At 61.6% G+C, this 26,481-nt stretch carries 22 protein-coding genes and 3 pseudogenes; 17 read left to right on the top strand and 8 right to left on the bottom strand.

What is annotated here, in order from left to right; genetic code table 11:
• Positions 1-19 precede the first annotated feature (19 nt).
• Positions 20-964: an alpha/beta hydrolase gene (locus tag QF039_RS21415; protein WP_003213037.1), complete on the bottom strand. Its 945-nt coding sequence runs from the start codon at positions 962-964 to the stop codon at positions 20-22.
• Positions 965-1,173: 209 nt separating this feature from the next.
• Between QF039_RS21415 and fadD2 the strand changes: the two genes are divergently transcribed.
• Together fadD2 and fadD1 are read left to right on the top strand one after the other, a co-directional pair.
• Positions 1,174-2,862 (top strand): long-chain-fatty-acid--CoA ligase FadD2, encoded by a 1,689-nt coding sequence (fadD2, locus tag QF039_RS21410; protein ID WP_003213039.1) that lies wholly within the window; start codon positions 1,174-1,176, stop codon positions 2,860-2,862.
• A gap of 379 nt (positions 2,863-3,241) precedes the next feature.
• A complete protein-coding gene (fadD1, locus tag QF039_RS21405) occupies positions 3,242-4,933 on the top strand; it encodes a long-chain-fatty-acid--CoA ligase FadD1 (protein WP_003213041.1) in 1,692 nt (563 codons plus the stop codon).
• A 183-nt stretch (positions 4,934-5,116) separates the two neighbouring features.
• Here fadD1 and QF039_RS21400 read toward each other — a convergent pair whose 3' ends face one another.
• Positions 5,117-5,494: a hypothetical protein gene (locus QF039_RS21400; RefSeq protein ID WP_003213043.1), complete on the bottom strand. Its 378-nt coding sequence runs from the start codon at positions 5,492-5,494 to the stop codon at positions 5,117-5,119.
• 199 nt (positions 5,495-5,693) lie between these two features.
• On the opposite strand from QF039_RS21400, the gene QF039_RS21395 reads away from it, so the two are divergent.
• From QF039_RS21395 to def, 3 genes are all read left to right on the top strand, one after another.
• Positions 5,694-5,879: a CsbD family protein gene (locus QF039_RS21395; RefSeq protein ID WP_003213044.1), complete on the top strand. Its 186-nt coding sequence runs from the start codon at positions 5,694-5,696 to the stop codon at positions 5,877-5,879.
• A gap of 181 nt (positions 5,880-6,060) precedes the next feature.
• Positions 6,061-7,005, top strand: a complete 945-nt coding sequence (locus QF039_RS21390) for a YihY/virulence factor BrkB family protein (protein WP_177008473.1) — start codon at positions 6,061-6,063, stop codon at positions 7,003-7,005.
• A gap of 3 nt (positions 7,006-7,008) precedes the next feature.
• Positions 7,009-7,548 carry a peptide deformylase gene (def, locus tag QF039_RS21385; RefSeq protein WP_003213049.1) on the top strand — a complete coding sequence of 180 codons (540 nt, stop codon included), beginning with the start codon at positions 7,009-7,011 and terminating at the stop codon, positions 7,546-7,548.
• A gap of 136 nt (positions 7,549-7,684) precedes the next feature.
• On the opposite strand, the gene QF039_RS21380 is transcribed toward def, so the two are convergent.
• Both QF039_RS21380 and QF039_RS21375 read right to left on the bottom strand, forming a co-directional pair.
• Complete coding sequence (locus QF039_RS21380) at positions 7,685-8,503, bottom strand: class I SAM-dependent methyltransferase (protein ID WP_177081084.1); 819 nt, start codon at positions 8,501-8,503, stop codon at positions 7,685-7,687.
• A 60-nt stretch (positions 8,504-8,563) separates the two neighbouring features.
• Positions 8,564-9,001: a GNAT family N-acetyltransferase gene (locus QF039_RS21375; protein ID WP_032898798.1), complete on the bottom strand. Its 438-nt coding sequence runs from the start codon at positions 8,999-9,001 to the stop codon at positions 8,564-8,566.
• A gap of 334 nt (positions 9,002-9,335) precedes the next feature.
• Here QF039_RS21375 and QF039_RS21370 point away from each other — a divergent pair, with 334 nt between their 5' ends.
• The 9 genes and pseudogenes from QF039_RS21370 (at position 9,336) to QF039_RS21330 (ending at position 20,379) form a co-directional block, all read left to right on the top strand.
• The gene (locus QF039_RS21370) at positions 9,336-10,277 is read left to right on the top strand and encodes a fatty acid desaturase (RefSeq protein WP_307520558.1); all 942 of its coding nucleotides are present in this window, start codon (positions 9,336-9,338) and stop codon (positions 10,275-10,277) included.
• Between the two features lie 9 nt (positions 10,278-10,286).
• Complete coding sequence (locus QF039_RS21365) at positions 10,287-11,066, top strand: phosphate/phosphite/phosphonate ABC transporter substrate-binding protein (RefSeq protein WP_307520557.1); 780 nt, start codon at positions 10,287-10,289, stop codon at positions 11,064-11,066.
• 218 nt (positions 11,067-11,284) lie between these two features.
• Positions 11,285-11,794 carry a sigma-70 family RNA polymerase sigma factor gene (locus QF039_RS21360; protein WP_003213062.1) on the top strand — a complete coding sequence of 170 codons (510 nt, stop codon included), beginning with the start codon at positions 11,285-11,287 and terminating at the stop codon, positions 11,792-11,794.
• Complete coding sequence (locus tag QF039_RS21355; RefSeq protein WP_307520554.1) at positions 11,791-12,726, top strand: FecR domain-containing protein; 936 nt, start codon at positions 11,791-11,793, stop codon at positions 12,724-12,726. Before QF039_RS21360 ends, QF039_RS21355 begins: the two co-directional genes overlap by 4 nt.
• A gap of 253 nt (positions 12,727-12,979) precedes the next feature.
• Positions 12,980-15,620 (top strand): annotated as a pseudogene (locus tag QF039_RS21350) (TonB-dependent receptor domain-containing protein).
• A 146-nt stretch (positions 15,621-15,766) separates the two neighbouring features.
• Positions 15,767-16,780, top strand: coding sequence for an ABC transporter substrate-binding protein (locus QF039_RS21345; RefSeq protein ID WP_307520553.1), 1,014 nt, complete (start codon positions 15,767-15,769; stop codon positions 16,778-16,780).
• A complete protein-coding gene (locus QF039_RS21340) occupies positions 16,780-17,706 on the top strand; it encodes an aliphatic sulfonate ABC transporter substrate-binding protein (protein WP_008431606.1) in 927 nt (308 codons plus the stop codon). The genes QF039_RS21345 and QF039_RS21340 overlap by 1 nt, the downstream gene beginning before the upstream one ends.
• A gap of 277 nt (positions 17,707-17,983) precedes the next feature.
• Entirely contained in the window at positions 17,984-18,988 is a 1,005-nt protein-coding gene (locus QF039_RS21335) for an ornithine cyclodeaminase family protein (RefSeq protein WP_134327210.1), read from the top strand.
• Positions 18,985-20,379, top strand: a complete 1,395-nt coding sequence (locus QF039_RS21330; protein ID WP_307520549.1) for an aromatic amino acid lyase — start codon at positions 18,985-18,987, stop codon at positions 20,377-20,379. Before QF039_RS21335 ends, QF039_RS21330 begins: the two co-directional genes overlap by 4 nt.
• 107 nt (positions 20,380-20,486) lie before the next feature.
• On the opposite strand, the gene gstA is transcribed toward QF039_RS21330, so the two are convergent.
• Complete coding sequence (gstA, locus tag QF039_RS21325) at positions 20,487-21,089, bottom strand: glutathione transferase GstA (RefSeq protein ID WP_008431610.1); 603 nt, start codon at positions 21,087-21,089, stop codon at positions 20,487-20,489.
• A 98-nt stretch (positions 21,090-21,187) separates the two neighbouring features.
• On the opposite strand from gstA, the gene QF039_RS21320 reads away from it, so the two are divergent.
• From QF039_RS21320 to QF039_RS33780, 3 genes and pseudogenes are all read left to right on the top strand, one after another.
• On the top strand, positions 21,188-22,057 hold the full coding sequence (locus QF039_RS21320; RefSeq protein WP_008431612.1) for a LysR family transcriptional regulator: 870 nt from the start codon (positions 21,188-21,190) through the stop codon (positions 22,055-22,057).
• Positions 22,058-22,224: 167 nt separating this feature from the next.
• Positions 22,225-22,953 (top strand): annotated as a pseudogene (locus QF039_RS33785) (PAS domain-containing protein); the annotation flags it as partial.
• Positions 22,954-22,971: 18 nt separating this feature from the next.
• Positions 22,972-23,544, top strand: a complete 573-nt coding sequence (locus QF039_RS33780) for a methyl-accepting chemotaxis protein (RefSeq protein ID WP_371132976.1) — start codon at positions 22,972-22,974, stop codon at positions 23,542-23,544.
• Between the two features lie 122 nt (positions 23,545-23,666).
• Here QF039_RS33780 and QF039_RS21310 read toward each other — a convergent pair whose 3' ends face one another.
• The 3 genes and pseudogenes from QF039_RS21310 to QF039_RS21300 all read right to left on the bottom strand — a co-directional run bounded on the left by QF039_RS21310 (position 23,667) and on the right by QF039_RS21300 (position 26,469).
• A complete protein-coding gene (locus QF039_RS21310; protein ID WP_177048359.1) occupies positions 23,667-24,176 on the bottom strand; it encodes a hypothetical protein in 510 nt (169 codons plus the stop codon).
• Between the two features lie 135 nt (positions 24,177-24,311).
• Positions 24,312-25,721, bottom strand: coding sequence for an MFS transporter (locus QF039_RS21305; protein ID WP_003213083.1), 1,410 nt, complete (start codon positions 25,719-25,721; stop codon positions 24,312-24,314).
• 11 nt (positions 25,722-25,732) lie between these two features.
• A pseudogene (locus QF039_RS21300) lies at positions 25,733-26,469 on the bottom strand (NAD-dependent epimerase/dehydratase family protein).
• Positions 26,470-26,481: the final 12 nt, after the last annotated feature.

Genomic DNA, 26,481 nt, shown 5'->3' with positions numbered 1-26,481 from the left:
ATTGATTTTAAACGAAAAGTCATTCGCAGCGAGTAGGGCGGCGCAGCACTGCTGCCTGTGCCAGCCACGTCAGCACGTCGGCTGTGACCGCATCACGGTTGGTTTCGTTGAATAATTCGTGGCGCGCCTGTGGGTAAATGCTCAGCTCCAGGTGCTGGCAGCCGGCTTCACGCAACGCGTTGGCCAGACTTTTGAGACGCTTGCCTTCACTGACCGGATCACATTCACCGCCCATTATCAGGATCGGCAGCCCCGGGTCTATCTGAGCGAGATTGGACGCTTTGCTGATTTGCTGCAAGCCGCCCAGCAGGTCGATCCACAGCTGGTTGGTGCAACGGAAGCCGCAAAGCGGGTCGCTGACGTACTTGTCGACCTCGGCCGGGTCACGGCTGAGCCAGTCGAAAGCGGTGCGATTGGGTTTGAACGCCTTGTTGAACGATCCAAATGACAGGAAATCAATCAGCGCACTGCGCCCGCGCAACCCCTGGCGCAGGCGTTCGACATGGGCAATCACCTTGGCCGCGCCGTACAGCGCCACCGGCTGGAAATTCGAGCCGCTGAGAATCGCCCCGTTAAGGCTCGCGCTGTGGTGCAGCAGGTACGCCTGGGCAATGTAGCTGCCCATGCTGTGGCCCAGCAGGATGATCGGCACCCCCGGCGCTTGCTGGCCGATATGCTGGTTGAGGCTCGCCAGGTCGCCCACCACCTTGTTCCAGCCGTCTTTCTCGGCGAACAGCCCCAGGGTGCCCTCGTCGGCGGTACGCCCGTGGCCGCGCTGGTCGGGGGCGTACAGGCCGTAGCCGGCATCACACAACGCCTGGGCCAGGCGGGCATAGCGGCCACTGTGCTCGGCCATGCCGTGGGCCAGCATGATCAGCGCCTTGGGCGGCCCGTCCGGCAGCCACTGGTTGACGTACACCCGACTGCGGTCATTCGCGGTCAGCCAGAAAGTGGTGTGGTTCATGGCGCTTCCTTTGCTCAGGGTCGTTGCAGTGTATAGCTCATTCACCGCAGGACGCTGGATCAGCGCTGGCCTTGGCGGGGAGATTCACACAATCAATGACGCATCTTGTTGTATTTGCCTGATTGACCATAGCTGCTAACGTCCCCAAAGCTCCGCTTTCATCGCAACATCAAAAGCGGCCGGACCACTCAGGTAAGAGGACAAGAATAATGCAACCTGATTTCTGGAATGACAAACGCGCAGCCGGGGTTCCCAACGAGATCGACCTCACAGCCTATAAATCGGTGATCGAAGTCTTCGAGCGTTCCTGCAAGACCTTTGCCGATCGTCCGGCGTTCAGCAACATGGGGATCACCCTGACCTACGCCGAGCTGGATCGGCGCAGCGCCGCGTTCGCCGGTTACCTGCAGTGGCACACCGACCTCAAGCCGGGTGACCGCATTGCCGTGCAGATGCCCAACGTCCTGCATTATCCGATTGCCGTGTTCGGCGCCCTGCGCGCCGGGCTGATCGTGGTCAACACCAACCCGTTGTACACCCCGCGGGAAATGCGTCACCAATTCAAGGATGCCGGCATTCGTGCGCTGGTGTACCTGAACCTGTTTGGCTCGCGGGTTGAAGAAGTCAGCAAGGACACCGAGATCGAATACCTGATCGAAGCGAAGATGGGCGACTTCATGCCCGCCGCCAAGGGCTGGCTGATCAACACCGTGGTCGACAAGGTGAAGAAGATGGTCCCGGCCTATAACCTGCCGCAAGCCATCTCCTTCAAGCGCGCCCTGCGCATGGGCGCCGGCCAGGCACTCAACCGCCATCCGGTGACCCTCGACGACATCGCGGTGCTGCAATACACCGGCGGCACCACCGGCCTGGCCAAGGGCGCAATGCTTACCCACGGCAACCTGGTGGCCAACATGCAGCAAGTGCGGGCGTGCATGTCGCAACTGGGGGACGACGGCCATCCGCTGATCAAGGAGGGGCAGGAGGTGATGGTGGCGCCGCTGCCGCTGTACCACATCTATGCCTTCACCGCGAATTGCATGTGCATGATGGTATCGGGCAACCACAACGTACTGATCACCAATCCCCGGGACATTGGCGGCTTTATCAAGGAGCTGAAAAAGTGGCGCTTCACCGGGCTGCTGGGGCTCAACACCCTGTTCGTGGCCTTGATGGACCACCCGGACTTCAAGAGCCTGGATTTCTCCCACCTCAAGCTCACCAACTCCGGCGGCACCGCACTGGTCAAGGCCACGGCCGAGCGCTGGCAGCAACTGACCGGCTGCGCGATTGGTGAAGGCTACGGCTTGACCGAAACCTCACCGGTGGCCAGCACCAACCCCTATGGCGGCAAATCGAAGCTGGGCACCGTGGGCATTCCGGTGCCGGGCACGGCGATGAAGATCATCGACGACAACGGCGCGGAGCTGCCGCTGGGCGAGCGGGGCGAGCTGTGCATCAAGGGCCCGCAAGTGATGAAGGGCTACTGGCAGCAGCCGGTGGCGACCGCCGAGACCCTGGACGCCGAAGGCTGGCTCAAGACCGGCGATATCGCGGTGATCGACCCGGACGGCTTTGTGCGCATCGTTGATCGCAAGAAGGATCTGATCATCGTCTCGGGGTTCAACGTGTACCCCAACGAGATCGAAGACGTGGTGATGGCGCATCCGGCGGTGGCCAGCTGCGCGGTGATCGGCGTACCGGACGAGCGTACCGGCGAGGCGGTGAAGCTGTTTGTGGTGGCCCGTGCCCAGGGCGTGAGCCTTGAAGAGCTGAAGACCTACTGCAAGGCCAACTTCACCGGCTACAAGGTGCCCAAGCATATTGTGCTGCGTGAGTCGTTGCCGATGACGCCGGTGGGCAAGATCCTGCGGCGTGAGCTTCGCGACATCGCCTGATTTGGAATAGGCTCAAAAATGTGGGAGCTGGCTTGCCTGCGATGGCGGTGTATCAGTCACCAGATGTATTGGCTGACGAACCGCAATCGCAGGCAAGCCAGCTCCCACATTGTTTTTTTAGTTCTGTAGAGCCCATTCCAGAGCCCTTTCTTGGCTTATAGAATCTTTGCTCTAAAAATGACCATTAGATATTCTTGAGTCATGTTTATGACCGTAGGGGCCTCTTTTGGCTCTAGGCGGCCCTTGGCAAAGCTGCTACTCTCGGCGCGCTTTGTGACCTCTTGGCCTGCTTTTAACCGCCAGACTCACCCAAAAACAAACAAATAATAATCGCATCAAATGCGATGAATGAATTCGCGTCGCTGAGGAGTGGGCTTCCATGATCGAAGACTTTTGGAAGGATAAGTACCCCGCCGGGATTGCTGCAGAAATCAATCCAGACGAGTATCCGAATATTCAGGCGGTACTGAAGCAGTCCTGCCAACGCTTCGCCAACAAACCGGCTTTCAGCAACCTGGGCAAGACAATCACCTACGGTGAACTGTACGAACTGTCCGGCGCCTTCGCCGCTTACCTGCAACAGCATACCGACTTGCAGCCCGGTGATCGAATCGCCGTGCAACTGCCCAACGTCCTGCAATACCCGGTCGCCGTGTTCGGCGCCATCCGTGCTGGCCTGATCGTGGTCAACACCAACCCGCTGTACACCGCGCGGGAAATGGAACACCAATTCAACGACTCCGGTGCCAAGGCCCTGGTCTGCCTGGCCAACATGGCGCACCTGGCTGAAAAAGTCGTGCCCAAGACTTCCGTCCGGCACGTGATCGTCACCGAAGTCGCCGACCTGTTGCCGCCGCTCAAGCGCCTGCTGATCAACAGCGTCATCAAGTACGTGAAGAAGATGGTCCCGGCCTATCACTTGCCCAAGGCGATCAAGTTCAACGACGTATTGGCCAAGGGCCACGGCCAGCCGGTGAACGAAGTCAGCCCCGCCAGCGACGAAGTCGCCGTGCTGCAATACACCGGCGGCACCACGGGCGTGGCCAAGGGCGCGATGCTGACCCACCGCAACCTCGTCGCCAACATGCTGCAGTGCAAGGCGCTGATGGGTTCCAACCTGAATGAAGGTTGCGAGATCCTGATTACCCCGCTGCCGCTGTACCACATCTATGCCTTCACCTTTCATTGCATGGCGATGATGCTGATCGGCAACCACAACATCCTGATCAGCAACCCGCGCGACCTGTCGGCGATGGTCAAGGAACTGTCGAAGTGGAAGTTCAGCGGCTTTGTCGGCCTGAACACCCTGTTTGTTGCCCTGTGCAACAACGATGCCTTCCGCAAGCTGGATTTCTCGGCGCTGAAGGTCACCCTGTCAGGCGGCATGGCCCTGCAACTGGCGGCGGCCGAGCGCTGGAAAGCGGTCACCGGCTGCTCCATCTGCGAAGGTTACGGCATGACCGAAACCAGCCCGGTGGCCACCGTGAACCCGATCCAGAACATCCAGATCGGCACCATCGGCATTCCGGTGCCGTCGACCCTGTGCAAGGTCATCACCGATGACGGCGTCGAGCTGGCGCTGGGTGAAGTGGGCGAGTTGTGCGTCAAGGGCCCGCAAGTGATGAAGGGCTACTGGCAACGCGAAGACGCCACCGCCGAGATCCTCGACAGCGAAGGCTGGCTGAAGACCGGTGACATCGCGATCATCCAGCCGGATGGCTACATGCGCATTGTCGACCGCAAGAAGGACATGATTCTGGTCTCCGGTTTCAACGTCTACCCCAACGAGCTGGAAGACGTGCTGGCGACCCTGCCGGGCGTGCTGCAATGCGCGGCCATTGGTGTGCCGGACGAGAAGTCCGGGGAACACATCAAGATTTTCATCGTGGTCAAGCCGGGTGCCAGCCTTACCAAAGACCAGGTGATGGAGCACATGCGCGCCAACGTCACCGGCTACAAGGTGCCCAAGGCCGTGGAATTCCGCGATGCGCTGCCGACCACCAACGTGGGCAAGATCCTGCGCCGCGAACTGCGGGATGAAGAACTGAAAAAGCTGGGTTTGAAGAAGTAAATCGGCCCCAACAAAAAGCCCCGCAGATGCGGGGCTTTTTATTGAACGCTGATCCGGCCACTTGGAATGCAATCCAAATGTGGGAGCTGGCTTGCCTGCGATAGCGGTGGGCCAGTCAAAGCAGTGTTAGCTGACCCACCGCCATCGCAGGCAAGCCAGCTCCCACAGGTTTAGACCGTATTCCTACAGTGCGAACTGCGCGAAGCTCACACCGGCACCGGCCGGGCGTACGTCCTTGAGGAACGAGTCCTTGTCGGCACTCAGCTCCAGGGTAATCTCCGGCTTGCGCTTGCCGGCATTGCGCACCACCAGGCCTTCCAGCTTCTCGCGCAGAAACACCGTTGGCACCTTCAGGTGCAGCAACTGGTCGCTCTCGGCGTTGTGCATCAACAAGTGGATCCACTCGTACTGGCCCACGGCAATCCGGCCCACCGGCAGGTCGAACCACCAGATGTTGCGTTTGCGGTCCAGGTCGGTGAAGTGGCAGTTGTTGACACCGAGTACGGCACCGCCCAGTTCCTGGTTTCTGCGGGCAATGGCCTGTGCTTTATTGAGTTTCATAACCTTCCTACGGGATCTGTTACCCAGCGCTTGCGCCTGGATGTGCCCGGCATTCTCGTGGGTTGGCCGCAAAACATAAAGCCAAACCTGTACGGCGGGATGAAATGCCGCTGAAAAAATAATTGAAACTCTCTGGAAAGGCCAAGGGTCAACGTTTACGTAGTGACCAAAATCCTTGATTGTTCCCAGGAGAAATACCATGAGTAGCACATCGGATAAGGCAAAAGGTTTGGCGAACGAAGCCGTAGGCAACATCAAGCAAGGTGTTGGCAAAGTCACTGGCAACGACAAGTTGCGGGCTGAAGGCGTGGTTCAGGAAAAGAAAGGTGAAGTGCAAAAAGCAGTCGGCGACACCAAGGACGCAGTAAAGAAAGCGGTCAAATAGTCCCGACCTGGCTGCCTGCAATCCAGCAGCCCGACGGCCATCCACGGATGGCCGTTTTTGTGTCACCTGCAGTGATTAAAGTTTGGAAATTGTTTCAAGGTCGCCAAATGGGCTACCTTGATGTAGAAAACGGCCCCTGAGTCGCCCACGAACTCAACTTTTTGCGGCGAAAGGAGACGCTATGATTTTTCCGGTATTACAAGGCTTGCCCCTGCACAAAGTGCTGGTGCGCACTGTCACAGAGTTCCTCGATGACGAGATGCCTACGTACGCCTCGGCGCTGGCCTACCAGATGCTGTTCTCGCTGTTTCCCTTCCTGCTGTTCCTGATTGCCCTGATCGGTTTCCTGCACCTGCCGGACTTCTTCACCTGGCTGCGCATGCAATCGGAACTGGTATTGCCGCCCCAGGCCCTGGAGCAGGTCAACCCGGTGATCGACCAGTTGCAGCAATCCAAGGGTGGCCTGTTGTCGGTGGGTATCGTGATCGCGCTGTACACCGCCTCGGCGGGTGTGCGCCTGATGATGAGTGCGATGAATGCCGCCTATGACGTGGTGGAAGGCCGACCGATCTGGAAGCGCTTCCCGCTGTCGATTTTCTACACCGTAGGCTTCGCCGGCATGCTGTTGGCCGCCGCCGCCTTGATGGTGCTCGGGCCCCAGGTAATGGAATGGCTGGCGGGGCAGATCGGCATGCAGGAATTCGTGGTCACCCTGTGGACCATCCTGCGTTGGCCGCTGATCGTCATCCTGCTGATGTTCTCCGTGGCGTTGATGTACTACGTGATGCCTGACGTGAAGCAGAAGTTTCGCTTTATCACCCCGGGATCGGTCCTGGCGGTGGTGGTCTGGATCGTCGCTTCCCTGGGTTTTGGCTACTACGTCAAAACCTTTGCCGACTACAACGCCATGTATGGCAGTATCGGCGCGATCATTGTGCTGCTGTTGTACTTCTACATCTCGGCTGCCGTGCTGCTGCTGGGGGCGGAGATGAACGCGGTGATCGAACACATGTCGGCCGAAGGCAAGGATCCTGGTGAAAAGGACTTTGGCGAGCACGACGACAAACAACATGTCTCAGGCCTTGGCCGGGACCACTCACTCAAGCCCACTACCGATGAAGTCTGATCGATGATCCGTGAAATCCTGAAAATGGGCGATGAGCGCCTGCTGCGCATTGCCCCGCCGGTTCCGCCGGAAATGTTCGACAGCCCCGAGCTGTGGCAGTTGATTGATGACATGTTCCAGACCATGGAACACGTCGGCGGCGTCGGCCTGGCCGCGCCACAGATTGGAGTGGACCTGCAACTGGTGATCTTCGGTTTCGAGAGCAGCGAACGCTACCCGGACGCGCCCGCCGTGCCCCAGACCATCCTCATCAACCCGCTGATCACGCCGCTCAGCCCGGTGCTGGAAGAAGGCTATGAAGGGTGCCTGTCGGTGCCGGGCTTGCGCGGGGCCGTCGACCGTTACCAGCAGATTCGCTACGAAGGGTTTGACCCCAAGGGCGAGCCGATTGTGCGGATTGCCGAAGGCTTTCACGCGCGGGTGGTACAGCACGAGTGCGATCATCTGATCGGCCGGCTGTACCCATCGCGGATTACCGATTTCAGCAAGTTTGGGTTTATCGAAGTGATGTTCCCGGATATGGATCCGACGGCAGACGAATAACCCTCAGGCAAAACACACCTCAAACTGTGGGAGCGGGCTTGCTCGCGAAAGCGGAGTGCCAGTCACCGAAGATATAGACTGATCCACCGCATTCGCGAGCAAGCCCGCTCCCACATTTGTTCTGCGTGCATTCAGCTTATTTTGCGGGCTTCACAAACCGCAACGTCATCCGGTCCGACTCACCAATCGCCACATACTTGGCCTTGTCCTTCTCCCCCAACGTCAACGCCGGCGGCAAGGTCCAGACCCCATCCGGGTAGTCCTTGGTATCTTTCGGGTTGGCATTCACCTCGCTCTGCCCCTCAAGCTTGAACCCCGCATCCGTCGCCAGTTTCACCACATACGCGGTGGTCAGGTAACCGCTGTGCTTGATGTCTTCCAGCGACGCCCCGTCCTTGGCCCGGTGATCCACCACCCCCAGCACGCCGCCCGGTTTCAACACCTTGAAGAACGCCTCGAACATCGCCGGCGCCGTATCCGCCATCACCCAGTTATGCACGTTGCGAAAGGTCAGCACGGTGTCGGCCGAGCCAGGCTTGCCCAGCACCGGAGCCTTGGGGTCGAACTCGGCGAAGCCGGCCTTGGAATAATGCAGCGGGTCTGCGGCGAATTTCTTTTTCAGGTTTTCTTCTGATGTACGCGCGTAGGCACTGCTGTTCGGCGCCTGCACGGCGGCGATGTAGTGGCCGTTATCCTTGAGCAGCGGCGCCAGCAGCTCGCTGTACCAGCCGCCACCGGGGGTGATTTCGATCAGGGTCTGGTCGGCCCGCAGGCCAAAGAACTCCAGGGTCTGCTGCGGGTGACGATACCCATCACGCGCGCTGTTGGCCGGCACGCGCCAACTGCCGGCGAGCACGGTTGCATACTGCTCGGCGGAAACCGGCGCTTCGGCTGCCTGGCTCAAGGCCGGGGCGAGGAGAGCTGCAAGGGATAAGGCTGCAAGGGTCGCTTTCATGATCATCCTGTAATGGGCCGCTGGTGCCGCCGAGGCTAGCATGGGGCCCACAACGGCTGATCACACTTTATTGAAGGACGACCTCACCAACGGTTCTAAGCCCATGGCGATCATCGGCTTGTTGCGTTTGTAGCGCACCAGGCGCTCCGACAAGGACTGCGGCAGCAACGTGTCCTGGGTAAAACCCAGGCGTTGATAAAAGCCTTCCAGGTCCGGATGGCACAGCAGCCACACCGTGCCTTCAACGCTTGCGACCGAGGCGCGAATCAATTGCGCCGCCAGCCCCTGGCCACGCAGCGCCGGGTCGACAAACAGCCCGGTCAACCACTGCCCACCCACCACCGGCGTCAGGCACAGGCCCGCGACAATCTCGCTGCCCCTGGCCACCCACAACTGGCCACCCTTGAGGGCCTTCATCGGTGAGTTATGGCTGCGATAGAACTTGTTCAGCAGCGGCCACAACGGCTCTGCCAGTCGGTCGATGTGCAACTCGGGCATGGTTTTCAAACACGCGAATCCAGGGGGCGCAGATTATAAGTCGGGCAAAGCGCCTTCTGTTGGGCAATCGGTGTTATACCCAGTGTTACATCCCCTGTAAGTGGAGCACGCATCATGGCCAAAGGTCTGAATTCCAAGAAAGCTGACAAGAAGAAACCGGCAAAGACCGCCGATGAAAAACGCGCCGAGAAAAAGGCCAAGAAAACCGACAGCAACCTGTTTGGTCATTAAGTTCTAAGCTAAGCACCAAACGATCTGCAAGATTTTCCCGCCCCATTGCACAGAGCAGGATGAAGCCGACTTTTTCGTCGGCCACGCCTGCCCTGAGCTGCCGATGTCCAACTACCTTGATGAAACCCAGCGCCGGGAAATCGAAGCCCTGGCCCAGACCTTTACCGCCCGCACCGAGTGGCCGACCTGGCTGCTGTTGATCGGCGTCTATGCCGGCTGGTTTGCCGTGATCCTCGCCAGCCACTGGCTTGGCCTGTGGCTGAGTACCGCACTGTTGATCCCGCTCGTGACGCTGTGGATGTCCCTGCAACATGAACTGCTGCACGGCCATCCCACCCGCTTCACTGCTTTGAACAAACTCCTCGGCTACGCACCGTTTGCCGTCTGGTACCCCTACACCCTGTACCGCAACTGCCACCTGGTGCACCACAACGACGAAGACCTGACGGTGCCCGGTGTCGACCCGGAAAGCCGCTACCTGAATCAGCGGCAGTGGGACGACAGTTCGCTGTTCGAGCGCGCCTTGCATTGGCTGACCAAGACCGTCCTGGGGCGCTTCCTGTTGGGTTCGCCGCTGGCGCTGTGGAAGCTGGCGCGCAACGAGGTCAGGCGCCTGCGCAAAGGCCAGCGCCAGGCGTGGCTGATGTGGCTGAGCCATGGCACCGTGACCGTGCTGATGCTGACCTTCATCGCCCACTACAGCGTGCTGCCGGTGTGGCACTACGTGGCGCTGGTCAGCGTGCCGGCCTTGTCGGTGGCGGCGATCCGTTCCTACTATGAGCATCGCCCGCACCCACAACCGGAACAGCGCACGGTGCTTAACGAAGCCGCCTGGCCGTGGACCTGGCTGTTCCTCAACAACAACCTGCACCTGGTGCATCACGACTTGCCGAAGCTGCCGTGGTATTTGCTGCCCACCGTGTACCGCGCGCGCCGGGAACAATGGGTGGCGCGCAGCGGCGGGTTCCTGGTGCAGGGTTACGGCCAGTTGATCGGCCGTCACGGGCTCAAGGCCATCGACAGCCCACGGCACCCCTTTGCTTGAGAGACGACCATGAGTGACCGCTACGCCGAACTGCTGATGTACGTGGCGCCGCAGCAGGTGCAACAGGCCAATGAGCGCTGGCTTTCGCGCATCCTTGAGCGCCTGGGCGCGACCCGCCGCAAGGCTGATCATCTCGAGCTGCGCAGCCTGTGGCGTGCCCCGCAATTGCTGCTGACGCAAACCTGCGGCTACCCGCTGATGACCGAGCTGCGCGGGCAAGTCCAGGTGATTGGCCGCCCGCGCTACGAACTGCCCCACAGCAGCGGCGGCCAGCATTGCAGCCTGCTGCTGACCCGCGACGACAATCCCCGCGTTGCCTTGGCGGACTTCCAAGACAGCCGCGGTGTGATCAACGGCCATGACTCCAACAGCGGCATGAACCTGCTGCGCGAACGCCTGGCGCCGCTGCAGCAGGGCTGTCGGTTCTTTGCCGAAGTCGGCATCAGCGGCGCCCATCGCGAAAGCCTGCGCTGGCTGCGGGAAAACCGCGCCGACCTTGCCGCCATCGACAGCGTGACCTACGACTACCTCGCCCGTTTTGCGCCAGAGGAAGTGGCCGGGCTGAGGATCGTCACCCGCAGCGCGCCCAGCCCGACGCTGCCTTACATCAGCGCGCCGGGCTCAAGTGAACACCTGCGGGAGGTCATGAACCTGGCCTTGCAGGATCTGCCCGAAGTGGTGCAAACCCTCGGCGTACACGAAGTGCTGCCCGCCAGCGAAGCGGATTACCAGGTGCTGCTGGAATACCGGCAGCAGGCGGAAGCCTTGGGTTATCCACGCCTCCAATGATCGTTCCCACGCTCCGCGTGGGAATGCATCCTGTGACGCTCTGCATCACCATTTCAAAGCAGACGCAGAGCGTCCAAGGCGGCATTCCCACGCAGAGCGTGTGAGCGAATGGTTATATAAAAATACCTTTTAAATATTATTAAAGAATAAGCAGCCTTGCTAGGATCGCTCCACCGGAACACCGGACATAACGCGCAACCTACTCAGATGGAGCCACTATGTCCGGCGCCGACACTTCTCACAGCGATTACGTGGGCGGATTATTCCGCAGTCATTACGACTGGCTGTGCGGCCGTTTGCACCGCCATCTCGATTCCCGTGCCCACGCCGAAGACATCGCCGCCGACACCTTCGTCCAGCTCCTGAGTTCCCCGGGCGTGGCGCCGATCCGCCAGCCACGCGCCTTGCTCACCACCATTGCCCAACGCCTGATGTACCAGCTGTGGCGTCGCCGTGACTTGGAGCGCGCTTACCTCGACGCCCTCGACCAGGACGAAACCTCGCCCGCGCCATCCCCTGAGGATTTGGCGCAGATGCTCGAAGCCCTGCAGGCCATCGACCAGTTGCTCGACGGCTTGCCGGCCAAGGTCAAGGCGACCTTTCTGCTGTCGCAACTCAATGGCCTGACCTACCCGGAAATCGCGGCCGAGCTGGGCATTTCCCAACGCTCGGTCAGCGACTACATGACCCGTGCCGTCAACCGCTGCCTGCGGCTGTGCCTGGAATGAGCGACGACCTGATCGACAGCGCCACTCGCTGGGTGGTGTTGCTGCGCTCCGGCGAGGCGAGTGCCGCCGACTGGCAGCGTTACCATCAGTGGCGCGCCGCAGACCCGCGTCACGAAGCCTTGTGCCAACAACTGGAAACCCGCCTCGGTGTGTTTCAAATTCCGCAGGCCCAAGGCGTCAGCGGCAAGGTATTGCAGCAGGCACTGGACGCGCCATCCAGCCGCCGCACCGTATTGCGCGGTGCCCTGGTGGGCGCTGGCCTGATGCTGGGCGCCGGTTGGCTGGCCCGGCCGGTGTTGGAGGATTTGACCGCCGATATCCGCACCGGCACCGGCGAACGGCGCACTGTAGAGCTGGCGGATGGCAGCGAGTTACTGCTCAACGCCCGCAGTGCCGCCGACATCCAGTTCGACCCGCAACACCGCGTGGTGCGCCTGCGCGATGGCGAGTTGCTGGTGAAGATTGCCAGGGACAGCAACCGACCGTTTTTCATTCAGACCGATCAAGCTCGACTGCATGCCTTGGGCAATCGCCTGTTGCTGCGCGAGCGCGAAGGGCAGGGCCATGTGGTGGCGCTCAACGGCGCCCTGGAGATCGATGGCCAGAACGGCGAACGCCTGAAACTGGAGGCCGGGCACGAGGTGACTTACGACCGCTTCGGCTTCGGCCCGGTGCTGGCCAGTTCCTCGGGGGCGACGGCGTGGATCGACGGTTTCCTGCAAGTGCGCGACCGCCCGCTGGTGGAAGTGATCGACGCACTGCGCCCGTATCACAACGGTGTGCTGCGCCTCGATCCGGCGGTGGCAGGGTTGCGGGTCAGCGGCCTGTACCGCCTCGACAATCCCGACCAGATCCTCGACACCCTGGCACGCACCCTGCCGATCCACATCACCCGCCGGACCGGGTTGTGGGTGACCGTCAGTGCCGCCTGAAAACGGTTCACCTCGGTCAATGTGGGAGCTGGCTTGCCTGCGATGCGAGCACCTCGGCCTCGCAGATGTACCGCAGCGATACCATCGCAGCCTCGCTAAAACTCGACAGCTCCCACAGTTGACCGCGTCGTTTCCGAATGTCGGTTCTAACGACATAACCAAACGATCTGCAAGTTTTCCCCCGGCCATCCCACATCACTCCCGTAAGCGCTGCGGGGAGCAGCGCTCAGGAGTTTCCTTGGGGGGAGCCAACGTGAGCCCATTCAACCGTACACCGCTTCGAACCTTTGCCCTGGTGCCGTTGGCCAGTCTGTTCCTGTCCTTCGCCGCCAGCGCCGAAGACACGCGTCAGGTCTACCACATCGCGCCCGGCCCGCTGGACGAAGTGCTGCTGAACATCAGCCGCCAGAGCGGCCAGGTGATTTCCTTCACGCCGCAGCTGGGCAATTATTCCTCGGCGCGGGTTGACGGTTCGCTGTCGGCGCAACAGGCGGTAGACGCCGCGCTCAAGGGCACCGGCCTGCAAGTCCAGGTCAGCCCGGACGGTGCATTCATCATCAAGGAAGGCGCCAAAGTCGCGCCTGCCAGCAACAGCATCAAGGCGCAAACCGCCGAAGCCCAGGCGCCGACCCTCGACCGTGTGGTCGCCATCGGTACCCGTCGCAGCGACGCCACGGCCCTCACCAGCAGCGCCCCGGTGGATGTGATCAACGCCGAGGAACTCAAGCAAACCGGTGCCACCAGCCTAAACCAGGCGCTGTTCCAACTGCTGCCCTCGTTCAACTTTCCACAGAACAACAGCGCCACCCGCGGCCAGGACCCGAAAGGCGCCTCCCTGCGCGGCTTGTCCCCGGACCAGACCCTGGTGCTGATCAACGGCAAGCGCCGGCACACCTCGGCGGTGGTGAACATTTCCGGTGGCGTGCCGTTCATTGGCGCGCAGCCGGTGGACCTCGACATGATCCCCATCAGCGCCATCGACCACGTCGAAGTGCTGCGCGACGGTGCCTCGGCGCAATACGGTTCGGACGCGGTGGCGGGGGTGGTCAACATCGTGCTCAAGGAGCGCGACAGCGGTGGCGGTATCAACACCCAACTGGGCAAATACGCCCAGGGCGACGGCTTCAGCAAAACCACCGATGGCTGGTACGGCATCGGCTTGCCGGGGGACGGTTTCCTGACCCTGAGCTTCAACACCCTGAACAACAAACCCGATGACATCGGCGACAAATACGTCGCCGATGGCCAGGTACAAGACCCGCGCTGGGGCGGTGCCGGGCGCGACAAATACAACCTGGCGGCCAACGCCGAAATCGGCCTGAACGACCAATGGCGCCTCTACAGTTTCGCCACCTTCGGCCAGGACACTTCGGTAAACAACACGCCGCCGCTGCTGGCCAGCAGCCCGAACAACGTGGCCGGGATCTACCCCAACGGCACCATCCCGAAATACCGCTATCGCTATGAAGACGGCGCCGTCACCGTCGGCACCCGCTATGAAGACGAGAGCATCGGCCGCTTCGATTTGAGCGCCACCTATGGCCGCGACGAGCACGACGAACTGGCTTTCAACACCGTCAACCCGAGCTACGGGATCAACAGCCCGACCAAGTTCAACGTCGCCACCCTGGTCAACGACCAGACCAACATCACCCTGGATTACGCCAAGGATCTGAACGTCGACTGGTCGAGCCATCCACTCACCGTGTCGGCGGGCGTCGCGTACCGGCATGAGCAATACCGGCTGGAGGCCGGCGACTACGATTCCTATTCCTACGGTGGCATCGACGGCGTGCAGGTTGGTGCGGTGCAGGCCTCGGGCCTGACCCCGGACGACGCCGGCACCTTCAAACGTGATGTGGGCGGCGGTGTATTTCGGCCTGGAAAACCAGGTCACCGACAAGCTCCAGGTGGGCATTGCCGGGCGTACCGAGCACTACTCGGACTTCGGTTCAGCCACCACCGGCAAACTCTCGGCGCGCTATGACTTCACCCCGAAAGTCGGCCTGCGGGCCACGGTCAACAATGCCTACCACGCGCCCAGCCTGGGCCAGATCGGCACCTCCTGGACCACCACCACCAACCTCGACGCCAACGGCAACCCGGTGCTGACCCGCATGTTGCCGGCCGACAACCCGGCCGCCCGAGCCCTCGGTGCGCAGCCGCTGAAGCCCGAGAAGTCCACCAACTTCTCCCTGGGCCTGGTGCTGCGCCCAACCGACCAGGCCTCGCTGACCATCGACGCCTACCAGATTTCGATTCGTGACCGCCTGCTGTTCAGCGGTGGCATTTCCGGGCCGCTGGCCGAGCAGATCCTCAAGGACGCCGGCTACGGCCAGTACTCCTGGGCGCAGTTCATGACCAACGCCGCCGACACCCGCACCCGTGGCGTCGACATCGTGGGCAAGTACAACCTGGACCTTGAGCAGTTCGGCAACCTGAACCTGTCGGCGGGCTACACCAAGGCCCGCACCACCATCGAGAAGGTCCACGAAAACCCCAACGGCTTCGAAGTGCTGACCCGTGAATCCCGTGGCTTCCTGGAGCACGGTTACCCGGAAGACAAGCTGGTGTTTGGCGCGGTCCACAAGCTCAACCGATGGACCATCGCCCTCAACGAAACCCGTTACGGCAAGTACCGCAAATATGCGTCCAGCGAAGCCAACGCCCAGTACGACCAGACCTTCAGCGCGCAATGGACCACCGACCTGGACGTGAACTACGCCTTCACCAAACAACTGCGGGTGTCGGTGGGCGTCAACAACCTGTTCGACAGCAAGCCTGACGACTACAACACCCGTTTGCGCCAGACCCCGGGCCAGCAATACAGCTACCTGTCGCCGACGGCGCCGGAAGGGGCGTTTTACTACACGCGGCTCAGTTATGACTTTTAAACCCTGATGCAAAACCTGTGGCGAGGGAGCTTGCTCCCGCTGGGGCGCGTAGCGGCCCCAAGCACTTTGGGCCTGCTGCGCAGTCCAGCGGGAGCAAGCTCCCTCGCCACAAGAGCACTCTTCATGGAATCACCACGAGGTAACACATGAAAACAATCAAGAACCTGCTCGGTGGCTCGCTATTGGCACTCACCGTCCTGGCACAATCAGCCACGGCCGCCGAACCTGCCAAACCGATCCACTTCGGTGACATCACCTGGGAAAGCGGCAGCCTGATCACCGAAGTGCTGCGCCTGATCGTCGAGAAAGGCTACGGCCTGCCCACCGACACCTTGCCCGGCAGCACCGTGAGCCTGGAGGCCGCCCTGGCCAAGGACGATATCCAGGTGATCGGCGAAGAGTGGGCCGGGCGCAGTCCGGCGTGGGTCAAGGCCGAAAGCGAAGGCAAGGTGTTCGGCCTGGGCGACACCGTCAAAGGCGCCACCGAAGGCTGGTGGGTGCCGGAGTACGTGATCAAGGGCGACGCCGAACGGGGCATCAAACCCCTGGCCCCGGAGCTTAAATCCGTCGCCGACCTGGCCCGCTACAAAGACGTGTTCCGCGACCCCGAAGACCCGACCCGTGGGCGCTTCCTCAACAGCCCCACCGGCTGGACCTCGGAGATCGTCAACAGCCAGAAACTCAAGGCCTATGGCCTGACCGACAGCTACGTCAACTTCCGCACCGGCTCCGGCGCGGCGCTGGATGCCGAGGTTGCATCCTCGATCCGTCGCGGCAAGCCGGTGCTGTTCTACTACTGGTCGCCGACGCCACTGTTGGGGCGCTTCAAGTTGATCAAACTGGAAGAACCACCGTTCAACGCCGAAGCCTGGAAGACCCTGGCCGACGCCAACAACCCGCACCCCATCGGTACTCGTTCGATGCCAGCGCACCTGGCGATTGGCGTGTCGGCGCCGTTCAAGGCGCAGTACCCGCAACTGGTGACGTTCTTTGAAAAAGTCGACCTGCCGATTGACCTGCTCAACGGCATCCTCGCGCAAATGGCCGAGAAACGTAGCGCGCCGCGCCAGGTGGCCGAAGCGTTCCTGAAAGAACAGTCGCAGGTCTGGCAGCAATGGGTGCCGGCGGACGTCGCGGCCAAGGTCAAGGAGAGTCTCTGATGCGCAAGCTCATCGCAGCCACACTGCTGGCACTGTGCGCCGGGCCGCTGCTGGCGGCAGAACCGGCCACCCTGCGCGTCGGCTACCAGAAAAGCTCGGTGAGCATGGTGCTCGCCCGTGAGCATCACCTGTTCGAGCAAGGGTTGCCGGGCACCAAGGTCGAGTGGATCGAATTCCTCGGCGGCCCGCCGCTGATCGAAGCCTTGAATGGCGGCAGCATCGACATCGGCAATATCGGCGACATCCCGCCGATCTTCGCCCAGGCTGCCGGCATCGACATTCGCTACATCGGCGTCGAGCCCAATGACGGGCGCACCGAAGCCATCCTGCTGCCCAAGGACAGCACCGTGCAAAGCGTGGCCGAACTCAAGGGCAAGCGCGTGGCGTTGCTCAAGGGTTCCAGCGCCCACAACCTGTTCCTCAAAAGTTTGTTGCGTGCCGGCTTGCAGTGGAAGGACGTGAACGTGGTGTACCTGTCGCCCTCCGACGGCCGTGCCGCGTTTGAACAAGGCAAGGTCGACGCCTGGGTGGTGTGGGACCCGTACTACTCGGCGGCCGTGGTGGACGGTTCGGCGAAGGTGCTGGGGGATGGCCAGGGGCTGAACCCGGCGGGCAGTTTCTTCATCGCCAGCGGGCCGTTTGCCAAGCAGCACCCGCAGGCGATTGCGGCGATTCTCAAGGTGTTTGCCCAGGCGCAGCGGTTGTCGCTGGACCAGCATGACGAAAGCGTCGCGCTGATGGCCAAGACATTGGGCTTGCAGCCGGCGGTGGTGGAGAGTTACTTCCAGCACCGCTCGCCGACGCCGAGCCGGCCATTGGAAGCGGTGGATATCGCCAACCAGCAACGTACCGCCGACGCGTTTTTTGCCAACGGCCTGATCCCGAAAAAGGTCGATGTGCAGCAGGTTGTGTTCAAGGCCCCATAACTTTATCCCTGTGGCAAGGGAGCTTGCTGTAGGGAGGGAGCTTGCTGTGGCAGGGGAGCTTGCTTTAGGGAAAGAGCTGTTGTGGCGAGGGAGCTTGCTGTGGCGAGGGAGCTTGCTCCCGCTGGGCTGCGTAGCGGCCCCAAAAAAAGCGGGAGCGCTGCGCACTCCAGCGGGAGCAAGCTCCCTCGCCACAACAAGCTCCCTCCCCAAAGCAATCTCCCTCACCCCATAAAAGCATCTTCAGCATCGACCTTCGCAACCCATCAGTGAGCAGACCATGCAACCGATCTACATCGACTTCCTCAACGGCCTGGACATCGACGAACTGGCCCTGACCAACGACGAAATCCTCAACGCCATCGAATCCAGCCTGGCGATCCAGGGCCGCAGCGAGGCGGTGATCGAGCCGCGCATGCACCTGATTCCCGGCGGTGAAATCAATGGCCACTTCAACGTGCTGCGCGGTGTATTGGGCGGCGCAATCGGCTACGCCGGGGTCAAGGTGGTGGGCGACTTTGTCGATAACTACCGCAAGGGCCTGCCCTCGGAACTGGCGATTCTCAACCTGCTGGACCCGGCCACTGGCATCCCCAAGGCCATCCTCGACGCCTCGGCGATCACCGACATGCGCACCGGCGCCGTCACCGCCATCGGTGCCAAATACCTGGCCCGTCCCGACAGTAAAGTCCTCGCGCACATCGGTGCCCGTGGCACGGCGTATTGGAACGTGCGGCTGCTGGACCACCTGTTCGACTTCGACGAAATCCGCGTGCACTCGCGCCGCAGTGAAAGCCGCGAAGCCTTCGCCGAACGCCTGCGCCGCGACCTCGGCAAGCCGGTGATTGTCACGGACGATTGGGAGTCCACGGTGCGCGGCGCCGACATCGTGGTGGAAGCTTCACGCCTGGATCAGCCGCAACCGTTGCTGCACACCGAGTGGATCAAGCCCGGTGCCTTCGTCGTGCCCTACGGCACCATGAGCGCGGTGGAACTGTCGTTGACCGACATCATGCACAAGCTGGTGGTGGACGACTGGGGCCAGTGCAAGGGCGGGATGTTCGGCGCATTGCGCGCCCATGTCGACGCCGGAAAACTCAGCGCCGAAACCTTGCATGCCGAGTTGGGGCAGATCGTCGCCGGCTTGAAGACCGGCCGGGAAACCCCCGAGGAAACCATTCTGTTCTGGCACCGTGGCTTGAGCCTCAGCGATATCGCCCTGGGCCACGCACTGCTGGAAAAATCCAGACGCCTGGGGATCGGCCAGCGGTTGCGCTGGGCATGATTCACTTCGATTCCGCCGGTTTGACGATTGAGGATTTGCTGTCGATTGCCCGCCAAGACGCACCGGCTGACTTCAGCGATGCGGCCCGCCAACGTATCGACGAAGGGCATCGACTGTTGCTGCGCCTGGTGGCTGAAGGCACGCCGATTTACGGGGTGACCACCGGCCTCGGTGCGGCGGTGGATACGCAGGTTGCGCCGGTGCAGGCAAACATTCCTTTGGGGCGTGCGGTGGGCGTTGGCCGCCTGGCCAAGCGTGAGGAATTACGCGCGATCACCGCAGCCCGCTTGGCGGGGTTGGCCCAGGGGCGTTCGGGTATTTCGCCGGGTGTGGCGCAGGCGCTGTTGGCGTTACTCAACTGCGGTATGGAGCCCGCGGTGCCGTTGCTCGGCTCGCTGGGCGAGAGCGACCTGGCGCCGTTGGCGCATTTGAGCCTGGCGCTGAACGTGCCATTGACGGGCAAGGATGGCCTGGCGCTGGTGTCGGCCAACTCCGCGAGTATCGGCCTTGGCGCGTTGCTGGTGGCCGAGGCCGAACAGGCATTGCAGGCCGTGTTGGCGGGGCTGGCGTTGTCGTGTGAAGGCTATCGGGCCAACCTCAGTCCTTTCCAGCCGTGGGCTTCGCGGTTGCGCCCGGCGCCGGGGCAAAGCGGGCAATCAGCGGCGTTGCTGGAATTGCTGGCGGGCGGCGAATTGGCCGACAATCCGCGTCGGCTACAGGACCCGCTGAGCTTTCGCTGTGCCACGGTGGTTCAAGGCGCGGCGCATCAAGCGATGCTGCAACTGCGTGAAGTGGTTGAGCTGGAGCTTGCCAGCGGTGCGGACAATCCGGCGTTGATCAGCGAAGACGCGTTGGTGCTGGCCACGGCCAATTTCGACAGCACCCATCTCGCGCTGGCGGCCGAAGGCTTGGGCCTGGCGTTGAGCCGTGTGGCGGTGTGCAGCGCCGAGCGGATTGCCAAGTTGCTGTCGCCGGCTTCCAGTGAACTGCCGCGCTTTCTGATCAACCAGCCCGGGCACGTGGGCATGGCCGCCTTGCAGCGCACCGGTTCGGCGTTGGTGGCGGAGATCGGGCACTTGGCCAATCCGATCCCGGCGGTGAGCGTGCCGGTGGCGGATCGCGTGGAAGATTACGCGGGGCAGGCGCTGGCGGTGGTCGAGAAAACCCGGCAACTGGTGCAGCGCGTGGTGTGGCTGGGCAGCATTGAGTTGATCGTGGCGGCGCAGGCGGTGGACCTGCGCGGCACGGTTCAACTGGGGCAGGGCACCCGGCGTATTCATCAGGCGGTGCGCCGCCAAGCGGCGCACCTCGATCAGGATCGTTCGGGGTCGGTGGATGTGTTGGCGTTAAGCGCATTCATCGAAAACGATGGCTTGAAACCCATTCTCTAAACCAATGAAGACCCAATGTGGGAGCTGGCTTGCCTGCGATAGCGGTGTTGGATTCACCATCGCTATCGCAGGCAAGCCAGCTCCCACATTTTTGACTGCATTTCAGGTCATGGATTTTCAGCGGCCAGGGCGGCAATCACCGCCGGCCGCTCGCCGACCCGCTGCTGAAACTTGGCTAACGCCGGCCACTGCTGCAAGTCGATATCAAACAACCCCGCCCAGCGCAGCACCACAAACAGGTACGCATCCGCCACCGAGTACTGCGCGCCCAGCAGGTAATCCTGGCGCTCCAGGGTCTGTACCAGAATCGCAAAACGCTTGAACAGCGTGGCCTTGAACAGCGCCTTCACCTCATCGGGAATCGCGTCCTTGAACAACACTCCCAGCCCGCCATGAATCTCGCTGGAGACAAAGTTCAGCCACTCCTGCAAACGCACCCGCTCCCAGCTGCCATTGGCCGGCGCCAGGCCCGCTGCGGGTACCCGGTCGGCCAGGTATTGCAGGATGGCCGCGCCTTCGGTCAGTACCTCGCCGTTGTCCAGTTGCAGTGCGGCTACATAGCCCTTGGGATTGATCTGCAGGAAATCATCACCGTCAGCCGTGAGCTTTTTCTGGTTGTCGACGCGAATCAATTCAAACGGCAGGGCCAATTCCCGCAGCGCGATATGGGAGGCGAGGGAACAGGCATTCGGGGAAAAATACAGCTTCATCGGGGCAACTCCGCAGGACAGTTGCCTTCAGTCTCCTGGGCATGGCACCTTGGGTAAAATTAATCTTTCAGAATCCTGCCATAAGGACAGCTACTGCCATGATGAACCTGATGCACTGGCGCCTGCTGGTGGCCGTGGCGGACAACGGCAGCATCACTGCCGCCTCCGAACGAGTGGGCATGACTCAGTCCGCCGCCAGCCAGGCGATGGCGGCCATGGAGGCCAACCTCGGTGCGCAGTTGTTTGTGCGTGAGGCGCGTCAGACCGTGCCTACCGCCCTGGGCCTGCAGGTGATCGAGCAGGCGCGGGTGATGCTCGGGGCCTTGCAGGCGATTCGCACCACCGTGGACGAAGCGCGGCCGATGCTGCGTGGGACGATTCGCATCGCGAGTTTCCCCATGGTGCTGGCGGTGTTCCTGCCGCCGCTGCTGCGTCGGTTCAACCAGCTTTACCCCGGCATCGAGGTCACGGCCCTGGAAGTGACCGACGATGAAGTGAACACCTTGCTCGACGCGAATCTGATCGACCTGGGCGTGGTGCTCAACCCGCCGTCCGAGCGCAATGCCGCCGTGCTGGGGCGGGATAACTGGGTGGCGGTGCTGCCGATGGCCCACGGGTTTTCCCGGCGCCCGGCGCAGGCAACGGTCACGCTGGAAGAGTTGGTGGAGCAACCGTTCGTGCTTGCCACCGGCGGCTGCACCGTCAACGCCCGCAGCCTGGCGCAGGAAGCCGGCCTGGTGCTGCGCGAGGTGCGGGTGGAAGTGCGCGAATGGAACAGCGCTTTCAGCCTGGTGCGTGAAGGCGTGGGAGTGACGCTGGTGCCCGAGATGACCCTGCCGGCCCAGCGCCAAGGCTTGCGCATCATGCCCCTGGCGGAGCCGGTGCATCGCGAGTTTGCGTTGGTGACATCACGCCACCAACCGCCCTCCGCAGTGGTTAATGCTTTGTTGCAAATGCTGGCTGACTAGTGGCCTTGCATAGCGCCAACGCCTGTCTATGCTCACCCAGAACCGTTGATGACGCTCGGCATATAAAGCGTTTCGGATAGGTTTCCCCATAAAGGTCTTCGATCAAGATTCAAACCGTGAATGGAATGCGCCCGCGTGGGCGTCGGGAAAATAAAGGGTGATCTGACATGTTCAACCGCCAACACAAATCCGACCTGCTGGAAATCGAACGTTTCTCCTGCGCCCTTACCGAAGTCAAAGCCAAATTGGCCGCCATCAGCCGTTCCATGGCAATGATCGAGTTTGATCGCGACGGCATCGTGCTGGATGCCAATGAAAATTTCTGCAAGACCATGGGCTACCGCGCCGAAGAAATTCGCGGCAAGCATCACCGGATTTTCTGCGAAGAGGCCTACACCCACACCGACGCCTACGCCAAGCTCTGGCGCGAGCTGGCGCGGGGCGAGCCCCTCAGTGGCACCTTCATGCGGTTGAACAAGCATGGCCAGGAAGTGTGGCTGGAGGCCAGTTACATGCCGGTAATCGGTACCGACAACCAGGTGCAGAGCGTGATCAAGGTGGCCTCGGACATCTCGGCGCGGATTCACCGCGAGCATGAAAACCAGAGCCTGATCGACGCCATCGGCCGCTCCATGGCGGTCATTGAGTTCACCCCGCAAGGCCAGATTCTGAATGCCAACGACAACTTCCTGAAGACGGTGAAGTATTCCCTCAGTGAAATCGTCGGCCAGCACCACAGTCTGTTTTGTCATCGCGGTGAGACCGATTCGCCGGCCTACAAGGCATTCTGGGCCTCGCTCAATCGCGGCGAATATCACTCCCACCGGTTTGAGCGCAAAGACAAATTCGGCCAAACGCTGTTCCTGGAAGCCTCCTACAACCCGATCTTCGATGCCAACGGGCGCTTGTACAAAGTGGTGAAGTTCGCCAGCGACATCACCGACCAGGTCACCACCTTGCGCACGGCTGCCGACTCGGCTCACGCCACCTCGGTGCAAAACGACGCCTGCGCCCGCAAGGGTTCGGAAGTGGTGCAGCAGACCGTGCAGATCATCGAAGAAATTTCCCGTGACCTTAACGAAGCGGCCGTGAGCATCGACGCGGTGAGCAAGCAGTCGGACATCATCGGCACCATCGTCCAGACCATCCGCGGCATCGCCGACCAGACCAACCTGCTGGCGCTGAATGCGGCGATCGAAGCGGCCCGGGCGGGCGAGCATGGGCGCGGGTTTGCGGTGGTGGCGGATGAGGTGCGCAGTTTGGCGGCGCGAACCAGCCAGGCGACGATCGAGATTGTGGATGTGGTGCGCAAGAACCACGACCTGTCGATCAGCGCGGTGTCGAGCATGCAGTCGAGCCTGAGCCGCACGGGGCTTGGGGTGGAGCTGGCGAATGAGGCGGGGCAGGTGATCCTGGAGATTCAGGAAGGGTCACGGCATGTGGTGGATGCGATCAGTCAGTTCAATTCCACACTGCAACTGCAGTAACACACCGTTATGGCCGAGAAATAACCTGTGGCGAGGGCGTTTGCTCTGGCGAGGGAGCTCCCTAACCACAGCAGCTCCCTCACTCCAGCAAGTTCCCTGACCAGGGTTTGTATTGTCAGCGCTTAGATCGCAGCCAGGGTCTCTTTCACCGTCTGCGCCTGCGGGTCAGCCGTCTTCGCCGCTACCTGCTGCGTCTGCTGCTCTTTCAGGCGTTCTGCCACTTCCTTGGAAATAGCGTCCTGCTTTTCCTGAGGCATGTTCTTCACATCATCCTCGGTCAAACCCTGTTCCTTGAGCAGTTGCTCGCGGATGCGCTCAGCCGGGCTTTTTTTCATGTAGTCGGTGAAGTCACTGCGGGCCGACGTGGTGGAGTCAGTCTTGGCCGTATCGGTGGTCGAGGCGGTTGCGGTGGTGGCTTGCAACTGCACACGGGTCTTGGCGAAGGCGGCATTGATGTTGTCGGCAGTGGCGTCGGCCGCTGCCTGTGTGGTCGATACAGTCGTAGTGCCCTGTTGCACGTTTTGCGCGGCACCGCTGTACAGCGCGCTGGCCGCGGCATTGGCCGGGTCCATGTCTGCGCGCTTGATGCGTTGGATCGTCGACTGAGCCTGGGGGTTGTTGTTGATCAGCATGATCAGGACACCTGTGGATGTGGGCGGTGCCACAGGTGGAGCAATTAGCGTGCCCAGTGGTATGGCCCCGTGTTTACGGGGCTTTTGGCCGCTACCGTCGGCAAGCTACGGCGTGCCGACGGCCATTGTTTGCCGCTAGTGGGCAATGTTCTCCAGCGCCAGGTTGCGGGTGCGCGGGCCGAACCAACTGATGGTGATCATCACGATCAACATGCTGCTGGCGATAAACGCCAACACGCCGGGCGTGCCGAGGTGTTCGAGGATCACGCCGATCAACAGGCTGCTGAACACCGTCGACAACCGGCTGAACGAATAGCAGAAACCCACCGCCCGGGCGCGGATGTTGGTGGGGAACAGTTCGCTCTGGTAGGAGTGATAACTGAAACTCAGCCAGGCGTTGCAGAAGGTGATCATCACCCCGCAGATCACCAGGCCCACGGCGGTGGTTTGCAGCGCGAACAAACTGCCGAAGATCACCGCGCCGAGCGCCGAGCCGACAATCTGCCATTTGTTCTCAAACCGGTTCGCCACCTTCACAAACAGCAGCGGCCCCAACGGGTAGGCGAGGGTGATGATGAAGGCATAGCCCAGGCTGTGAGTGACGCTCACGCCCTGGCCCGAGAGCAGCGCCGGCAGCCAGTTGCCGAAGCCAAAAAAGCCGATGGCCTGGAACACATGAAACACAATCAGCATCAACGCCCGGCGCCGGTACGGCGGTTGCCAGATATCGGCGAAGCGCCCTTGGCCCTGCACGCTGACGGCTTGCGGTTCCGGCTCATCGAGTGGCTTGCCGTGGTCTTTCCGGCAGCGCGCTTCGAGGCTGTCCATGATCTGCCCGGCTTCGTCGAAACGGCCTTTTTGTGCGAGCCAGCGCGGCGATTCCGGCAGGCGCTTGCGCAGTTGCCAGATAAACAGCGCAAATACCGCACTGCTCACCACTACCCAGCGCCAGCCGGAAATCCCGAATGGTGCCTGGGGTACCAGCCACCACGACATCAACGCCACCGCCGGCACCGACAGGAACTGGATGAAAAACGCAAAGGCAAACGCCGAGCTGCGCATGCGCTTGGGCACCAGTTCCGAGAGGTAGGCGTCGATGGTCACCAGCTCGATGCCCAAACCAATGCCCACCAGGAAGCGCATGCAGATGATGCCCAGGGCGGAGGTCTGGATACCCATCAACACGGTGGCGACGGTGTACCAGATCAACGCAAAGGTGAAGATCGCCCGGCGCCCGTAGCGGTCGGCAATCGGGCTGAGCAGGCTGGCGCCGAGGAACAGGCCGAGAAAGGTCGCCGAGGCAAAGGCCGCCTGGTCGGAGAAGCCGAATACGCCCTGGCTGCCGGTGTGGAAAATTCCGTCACTGATCAGGCCGGGGCTGATATAGGCAGTCTGGAACAAGTCATACAGCTCGAAAAAGCCGCCAATCGACAGCAGCGCCACCAGGCGCCAGACAGTGGCGACGGCGGGCAACCGATCAATGCGCGCGCTGATGTGCGCGGCGCGGATCGGGTCGATACCGTCTGCAAGAGAGGGTGAAGACATGGGCAGAAGACTCAATAAGTGATCGGGATCTCGAATTCCTGGAACGCATCATCCACCGGTTGGTAACCCAGCACACGGGTTGTTTCGCTGAGGTCCAGGCGTTTGAAACGGTTATTGGAAATGCCATGGGCGATCAGGTGTTTCACCCCGATGGTTTCCACCGAGCGTTGCAGCAGTTGCACGGCGTCGCGGGGGCTGAGCCAGGCGCTGAGATCGCGGGCGTTGTTCAGGTCGTGGGTTTCGGGGAATTCAAACGCACCGATGCGCAGGGCGATGGTGGAGAGCGGGGTTTTGGCCGCGTAAAAACCGCACAGGGCTTCGCCGTAGCATTTGCTCACGCCGTACAGGTTGGCGGGCAGTACCGGCATGCCCGGCGTGATCTGCCGGTCTACCGGGTAGCCTTCGATGGTCTGGGCACTGCTGGCGAACACCAGGCGCTTCACACCTGCGGCCACGGCGGCTTCGAACAGGTAGGTGGTGGCCAGGATATTGTTGGGCAACAACTCGTCGAAGGTCGCGCTGGCGTGGGGGATGCCCGACAGGTGCACGATCACGTCAATCCCGTCGAGCAGGGCGGCGAGGGCGGTTTGTCGCTCAGGTCGGCGTGGATGAAACGGTGCTCGCCGAGGGCGAAATCCGGCTCGATGCGGTCGGTGAGGGTGAAGCGGTAGCGGTCTTTCGACGCTTCGAAAAACGTCTTGCCGATGCGGCCACAGGCGCCGGTGAGTAGTACGTTGAGTCCGTTCATTGGGTAGTCCTT

Source organism: Pseudomonas sp. W2I6 (genome assembly GCF_030815935.1).
Classification (GTDB): Bacteria; Pseudomonadota; Gammaproteobacteria; order Pseudomonadales; family Pseudomonadaceae; genus Aquipseudomonas.
This window is presented reverse-complemented; position numbering and strand designations above follow the sequence as displayed.

Coding starts and splice junctions, on each gene's coding strand:
- QF039_RS21415 (WP_003213037.1), bottom strand. CDS start 964: ATGAACCACACCACTTTCTGGCTGACCGCGAATGACCGCAGTCGGGTG.
- fadD2 (WP_003213039.1), top strand. CDS start 1,174: ATGCAACCTGATTTCTGGAATGACAAACGCGCAGCCGGGGTTCCCAAC.
- fadD1 (WP_003213041.1), top strand. CDS start 3,242: ATGATCGAAGACTTTTGGAAGGATAAGTACCCCGCCGGGATTGCTGCA.
- QF039_RS21400 (WP_003213043.1), bottom strand. CDS start 5,494: ATGAAACTCAATAAAGCACAGGCCATTGCCCGCAGAAACCAGGAACTG.
- QF039_RS21395 (WP_003213044.1), top strand. CDS start 5,694: ATGAGTAGCACATCGGATAAGGCAAAAGGTTTGGCGAACGAAGCCGTA.
- QF039_RS21390 (WP_177008473.1), top strand. CDS start 6,061: ATGATTTTTCCGGTATTACAAGGCTTGCCCCTGCACAAAGTGCTGGTG.
- def (WP_003213049.1), top strand. CDS start 7,009: ATGATCCGTGAAATCCTGAAAATGGGCGATGAGCGCCTGCTGCGCATT.
- QF039_RS21380 (WP_177081084.1), bottom strand. CDS start 8,503: ATGAAAGCGACCCTTGCAGCCTTATCCCTTGCAGCTCTCCTCGCCCCG.
- QF039_RS21375 (WP_032898798.1), bottom strand. CDS start 9,001: ATGCCCGAGTTGCACATCGACCGACTGGCAGAGCCGTTGTGGCCGCTG.
- QF039_RS21370 (WP_307520558.1), top strand. CDS start 9,336: ATGTCCAACTACCTTGATGAAACCCAGCGCCGGGAAATCGAAGCCCTG.
- QF039_RS21365 (WP_307520557.1), top strand. CDS start 10,287: ATGAGTGACCGCTACGCCGAACTGCTGATGTACGTGGCGCCGCAGCAG.
- QF039_RS21360 (WP_003213062.1), top strand. CDS start 11,285: ATGTCCGGCGCCGACACTTCTCACAGCGATTACGTGGGCGGATTATTC.
- QF039_RS21355 (WP_307520554.1), top strand. CDS start 11,791: ATGAGCGACGACCTGATCGACAGCGCCACTCGCTGGGTGGTGTTGCTG.
- QF039_RS21345 (WP_307520553.1), top strand. CDS start 15,767: ATGAAAACAATCAAGAACCTGCTCGGTGGCTCGCTATTGGCACTCACC.
- QF039_RS21340 (WP_008431606.1), top strand. CDS start 16,780: ATGCGCAAGCTCATCGCAGCCACACTGCTGGCACTGTGCGCCGGGCCG.
- QF039_RS21335 (WP_134327210.1), top strand. CDS start 17,984: ATGCAACCGATCTACATCGACTTCCTCAACGGCCTGGACATCGACGAA.
- QF039_RS21330 (WP_307520549.1), top strand. CDS start 18,985: ATGATTCACTTCGATTCCGCCGGTTTGACGATTGAGGATTTGCTGTCG.
- gstA (WP_008431610.1), bottom strand. CDS start 21,089: ATGAAGCTGTATTTTTCCCCGAATGCCTGTTCCCTCGCCTCCCATATC.
- QF039_RS21320 (WP_008431612.1), top strand. CDS start 21,188: ATGATGAACCTGATGCACTGGCGCCTGCTGGTGGCCGTGGCGGACAAC.
- QF039_RS21310 (WP_177048359.1), bottom strand. CDS start 24,176: ATGCTGATCAACAACAACCCCCAGGCTCAGTCGACGATCCAACGCATC.
- QF039_RS21305 (WP_003213083.1), bottom strand. CDS start 25,721: ATGTCTTCACCCTCTCTTGCAGACGGTATCGACCCGATCCGCGCCGCG.